Source organism: Nostoc sp. 'Peltigera membranacea cyanobiont' 232 (assembly GCF_002245985.1).
GTDB lineage: Bacteria > Cyanobacteriota > Cyanobacteriia > Cyanobacteriales > Nostocaceae > Nostoc.
On record NZ_NOLK01000280.1, the window covers coordinates 1 to 5,121 of the forward strand.

General features: G+C 38.8%; 6 protein-coding genes. 4 read left to right on the forward strand and 2 right to left on the reverse strand.

Annotation, left to right across the window (positions count from 1 at the left end):
* Window positions 1-89 precede the first annotated feature (89 nt).
* Both CDG79_RS44575 and CDG79_RS44580 read right to left on the reverse strand, forming a co-directional pair.
* Window positions 90-899 (reverse strand): DEAD/DEAH box helicase, encoded by an 810-nt coding sequence (locus tag CDG79_RS44575; protein WP_223278622.1) that lies wholly within the window; start codon window positions 897-899, stop codon window positions 90-92.
* Window positions 900-910: 11 nt separating this feature from the next.
* Window positions 911-1,342 (reverse strand): hypothetical protein, encoded by a 432-nt coding sequence (locus CDG79_RS44580; protein WP_223278623.1) that lies wholly within the window; start codon window positions 1,340-1,342, stop codon window positions 911-913.
* A gap of 713 nt (window positions 1,343-2,055) precedes the next feature.
* On the opposite strand from CDG79_RS44580, the gene CDG79_RS38890 reads away from it, so the two are divergent.
* The 4 genes from CDG79_RS38890 to CDG79_RS38905 all read left to right on the forward strand — a co-directional run bounded on the left by CDG79_RS38890 (window position 2,056) and on the right by CDG79_RS38905 (window position 4,893).
* The gene (locus CDG79_RS38890) at window positions 2,056-2,226 is read left to right on the forward strand and encodes a CopG family transcriptional regulator (protein WP_442946286.1); all 171 of its coding nucleotides are present in this window, start codon (window positions 2,056-2,058) and stop codon (window positions 2,224-2,226) included.
* A gap of 187 nt (window positions 2,227-2,413) precedes the next feature.
* On the forward strand, window positions 2,414-2,887 hold the full coding sequence (locus CDG79_RS38895; RefSeq protein WP_094346831.1) for a hypothetical protein: 474 nt from the start codon (window positions 2,414-2,416) through the stop codon (window positions 2,885-2,887).
* Window positions 2,888-3,140: 253 nt separating this feature from the next.
* Entirely contained in the window at window positions 3,141-3,743 is a 603-nt protein-coding gene (locus CDG79_RS43165; RefSeq protein WP_189525290.1) for a hypothetical protein, read from the forward strand.
* A gap of 82 nt (window positions 3,744-3,825) precedes the next feature.
* A complete protein-coding gene (locus tag CDG79_RS38905) occupies window positions 3,826-4,893 on the forward strand; it encodes a WD40 repeat domain-containing protein (protein WP_094346832.1) in 1,068 nt (355 codons plus the stop codon).
* The last annotated feature ends 228 nt before the right edge of the window (window positions 4,894-5,121 follow it).

Here is a 5,121-nt window from a genome sequence, read left to right on the forward strand (position 1 = left end):
AGCGAACCACGAGTCCGCAAACGTCGCCCAAAAATTTACCCCTTGATGACTAAAACCCGGCATGAGTTACGCAAACAATTGCAAACTGCTTAAACTGCAAGGGTTCCGGCTTTTCTTAGTGCCATTCGAGCATGGCTCATGTCAGATGTAGTTGTTTTCACTAGACCACGAGCAAAATTATAGACTTCATCAAATAGTTCTTTGTACTCTTTCGATAACTTATATGATTCCTCGCTTGACTCTCGTTCAGGAAAAGGAGTTTCATTCCCTAGCCAAAGCTTGACATCTGCCCGTCTGCGCTGAACAAAATGATTGGCTAAGTGGTCACGTTGTTTGTCAGTTAAGCTATTGAGATTGAAATGCTCAAACTCTGGCTTTAGCAAACCTAAAAGTGAGAGAAAAGATTCTTCAATCCCACTGTGAGGAGTAGCTGTAAGTAACAGTAAATGTTGTTCTTGTTTTTGAGCAATTTCTGTAATCAGCTGGTGTCGCTGCTGCTGTGATGTAGTGGTTTTATTGGGACGGGCGCAAGTATGTGCTTCATCCACAATTACTAAGTCAGGGCAGTGAGTTATAAAACTAGCGCGACGACGTTCTGCCTTGGCATAGTCTAAGCTAACAATCAGGTGGCGATAATAACTAAAAACACTGTCATTATTAGGTATGTTTCGCTCTAATTTGGAAGCTGTGCCAGAACGCACAACCACAGCATCAATATGAAACTTTTCACGTAATTCCTGCTGCCACTGGTCACATAAGTGCGGCGGACAAAGCACTGCAATCCGCTTCACCTCACCTCGGTCTAGCAATTCACGAGCTATTAATCCAGCTTCGATCGTCTTACCAATACCTACGTCATCAGCTACAAGCAGTTTTACTGTCTCTAACTTCAGTGCCATCAACAAAGGAACTAACTGGTAGGGACGGGGACGCAGTGATAAGCTGATGTGCAGCTAAATTGTATAGTACGAAAACGTAAAATTATTGTAGTGCGGGCATCTTGCCCGCATCGCATATACAAATTAAATACGCAACAGCTTAACCGCCCTAAACAGCGAAAAGGGCCTGCACCGCTACGGAGTAGAAGACGTGCAGCATCCATAAGTAAAAGTGCAGCTGCATGGTCTTGTACGCTAGTAGCTTGAGGTAAGGGAAATGTGGCTGATTGAATGTTCTCTAGCTTTTCTTGTAAAAGTTTTTGATAAATACCAGCTATTTCATCTTCGTTGCCAGAAAGCGGTCGTAAGCGAATAACATCCTGGTTTTCAGAAGGTAGTACCACCCATTGCCGACTGCGACAGGTGACTATGGAACCGGGTGAATGGTTCACAGTTTGCGCCATTGTTAGCCTATATTAGTATTGAAAATTTGGCAGCAGATTAATTAGTAAAAATAGTAGTAATTACTGAATTAATACTTATGAGCAAGCAAGTAGTATGCTCACAAGTCTTTTCTGTTTTAAAGTAAGCTTAAGTACAATGTAAGTAGTAAGATTACTTAATTCAGTCATTTTTTATAAAATTTCTGCTTTTGACCAAAAGCAAGCCCCAAGAGTGCGATGACGTAACCGCCCGCCGGAGGCGATCGCAGAGATAATTGAAGCACCCAAGATTATCACTAGCCGCCCTGACATTGGTTATTGGATTGATACCAGCCGTATTGGTATAAAGCCTTGTGCCAATGAGTTAAAAGGATAGCGATCGCCTACAGCAGGCAGTTAGGCTATCTTGCTTGGCTTAACTAAAGTATTATTCTCCCGAACTTAACTCAGATTGGTTCAAAATTGCCTCTAGCAATCCAGTCGATAAGCTGCTAGTTACCATGTATTTACACTGAATGCTTAATTACAGAAAAACTTTTAGCTTATGTTCTACTCATAATTGTCGCCTTTAAATTATTTAAGCTTCATCACTTAAACTAAATTTAAACTCTTCACTACGGCTTTACACTTATTAGTGTTTACTTTACAGCTTCTTGAGGCTAATATCATTACTTTTATCATTGTGATAACAGTTTGAATGATTGATATTAGAGAAGTAGTTTTAATTCGAGTTGATTAAATCAGTGAATAAGAAATGGGCGACTAAACGACTCACAATTAATCTGGCATCAGGTGAAGCAGAAAGATTAGAAAAATACTGTTCAATAACAGGACGACCAGCAACCGATGTGATCCGAGAGTTGATTCGCTCTTTGCCAAGCGAAGAAACACCAAATGCAAATTGAACCGCTATTCTCACACAAGTTATAGTCACAACGATTTCATACTCCTTGGATCTTTATCGGGGAGCTTTTGTGTTAGAAAAGCTACTGTTGAGGGAAAACTTAAAGTAAGACCCTGTGTTGAATAAACTAAGAGGATTCATATTACAAATTATCAAGTTTTTATTCTCAGTCAGCAACCTCAATCAACATGAAAGTATTACCCGACAATAGCTTTACGATTTTGACACCTGATGAACTGCCTATAGTTCTGCAACGGCTGAATGCACAAGTTGAACCGACAAAAGCATTTAGATTCTCTAAGAAACACCTCCCTTATCAAGGAACCATTTCGGAATCAGGGTTTCAAATCAGTCGCATAATTCACTATCGGAACTCGTTTTTACCAGTGATTCGAGGACGCTTTGAAGTAGAATCTCACCAAACCTTGATTCATGTACAAATGAAGATACATCCTTTTGTGATGGCATTTTTAGGATTCTGGTTTTTATCCTGGTATGGTGCAGTCATTCCGATAACGTTGACAGGTGCTATGCCTAATTATATCGCTGCGCTATTTGTAGGTATGCCGATGTTGATGCTAATGATTTTTTGGGTAGCTTTTTGGTCAGAAGCAAATCGCAGCCGCAGTGAATTAACTCAAATTATTCAAGGACAAGTATAAGTAACCTGTTTGGGAATTAAATTGTAATATTTTGTTCATTTAAATAGTTTTTATAGTGTTATTAGTATTATCTAATTTTTACGTTTTATTTATAATCTCATTATTGAAAATAGATAATTTTCATACTTTTATAAATAAAATGCTATTAAAGATATAATCACCCGCTTAATTAAGAAAAAAAACCTACCAAATTACAAGATAAATACTAATTCTGAAAAATTTTTCTGATTTTTAGAAAATTCTAGAGGTAAATATGATTAAACGCATAAAAGGATTGTTTTTGACTGCAATTTTGACTGTTTTCTTTATTGGAGTAACCGCTACTCATGCAAAAGCGGAGACTTACCTTGCTGGAGAATTTACAATTACTTTGGATGATGGAGAAAATGGCAAAACCTACAGAGGTTGTGATGCTCAGGGGAAATGTATAAATTTAGAAAATGGAACATCTTGGCGTGATAATGGTTATCGGGGTATTACTTGGGAAAATGGCGATTATACTTATTCAGTTTCCTGGCGTGAAAATGCCAATGAAGGAATGTATTTGAATATTTACAACAAAGATAAGCAGATATTACGCCGTCAACTAGTAGAGACAACTGAAAATGTAGGAACTCTCAAGGGTGTAACTTATTGTGATGTAGTGAATATTACATCTGGGCAACTGGCACTTCGTGATAGCCCGAATGGACAATCTAGGGCAGGTCTTGATAATGGCAATAATGTTTTGTTGAAGAAACAAGAGGGTATGTGGGCTTATGTAAGTGTCGTTCAAGGGCCCAATACTAGAGTTAATGGTTTGTCAGGATGGGTTAATTCAAATTATCTACATTGCACCAAAGAACCAATTGATTAACTAAGATTTGATTTGCTCTATTTATAAGCGATCGCGTCCCATCCAATGGGAACTATGTTATGTAATTGCGTTCCTTGGCACCATGAAATTATTGCATTTTCTCAAATCCAGACCAGTCATTATAGTTTTAGCGATTGCAGTAAATATCACTGTCATTGATGTACATTCTTCTAGTTCAAATTTTCCCATAGACAAGAGTACAATTACTCATTTACAACCACAGATTCAAATTGTTCACACACTGACTGGGCATAAAAAAGTGACTTTTGGTGTTCGAGCAGTTGCGATTAGCTCATCGGGGCAAACCCTGATTAGTGCAGGTAGAGATAATACAATTAAATTCTGGGATTTACGTACCGGAAAATTGCTGCGTAGTTTAGAAGCTCACTCAGATGGTGTCACTTCGATTGCGATTAGTCCAGATGGCAAGCGGATTGTAACTGGTGGGATAAGCACCCCAACAATGAAGGTTTGGGATTTACGCACTTTTCTTGTGCTTAATAGCGACAGTGGGCATACCCAACCAGTAGAAACCGTTGCGATTAGTTCAGATGGTAGATTGATTGCTAGTGGCAGTGACGATGGCACAATCAAGCTTTGGGATTTACACACGCTTAAGCTGCTTGATACCATTCCTGCACACTCAGGATTTGTGAGTAAAGTTGCATTTAGCGCTGATATGCAAACCCTTGTGAGTAGTGGGGGTGGCGATGATAATACAATTAGGCTGATTGATTTGCAAACCAAAAAAACCCGCCATATTCTCAAAGGACACAAAACTGGAGTTGATGCTATTGCCATTACTCCAGATAGTAAAAAGCTTGTTAGTGGTAGTTTTGGTCAGCTAGTTTCTCGAAATCGTGCGATTAGTACCCTAAAGTTATGGAATCTTCAAACTGGAAAACTGCTGCATGAGTTTACTGATAATTTTAATTCAGTTGAATCTCTTGCCATTAGCCCCGATGGAAAAATTCTGATTTGCGGCAATTATGATGGCAGTATTAAACTGTGGAGCTTAGAGACTTTAAAGCCGTTGCATACCTTTCAAGATGGTTCCAGTTCTGTTTTAGGGCTTGCTCTGAGCCGGGATGGTAAAACCCTTGTTAGTAGCAATGAGGATAGCATTATACATATTTGGCAAATTAAATAACTGCATTAGCCCTATTTTTGGCGCATAGGAACTTCTAAAACGAGAAGCTGGTTACAAATACAGAACTTAACTTTAACCATCGATATTCTCGTTTAAAAAGTCAATACCATTGCCAATTTACGAGGGTTCAACGCCTGTAGAAACGGGATGAATGCGACCTAAAGCAGTAAGCTTGGCAAAAATCTGGTTTAATAAAATAGGCTCAGGGATTTCGGGAAGCATTTTTAA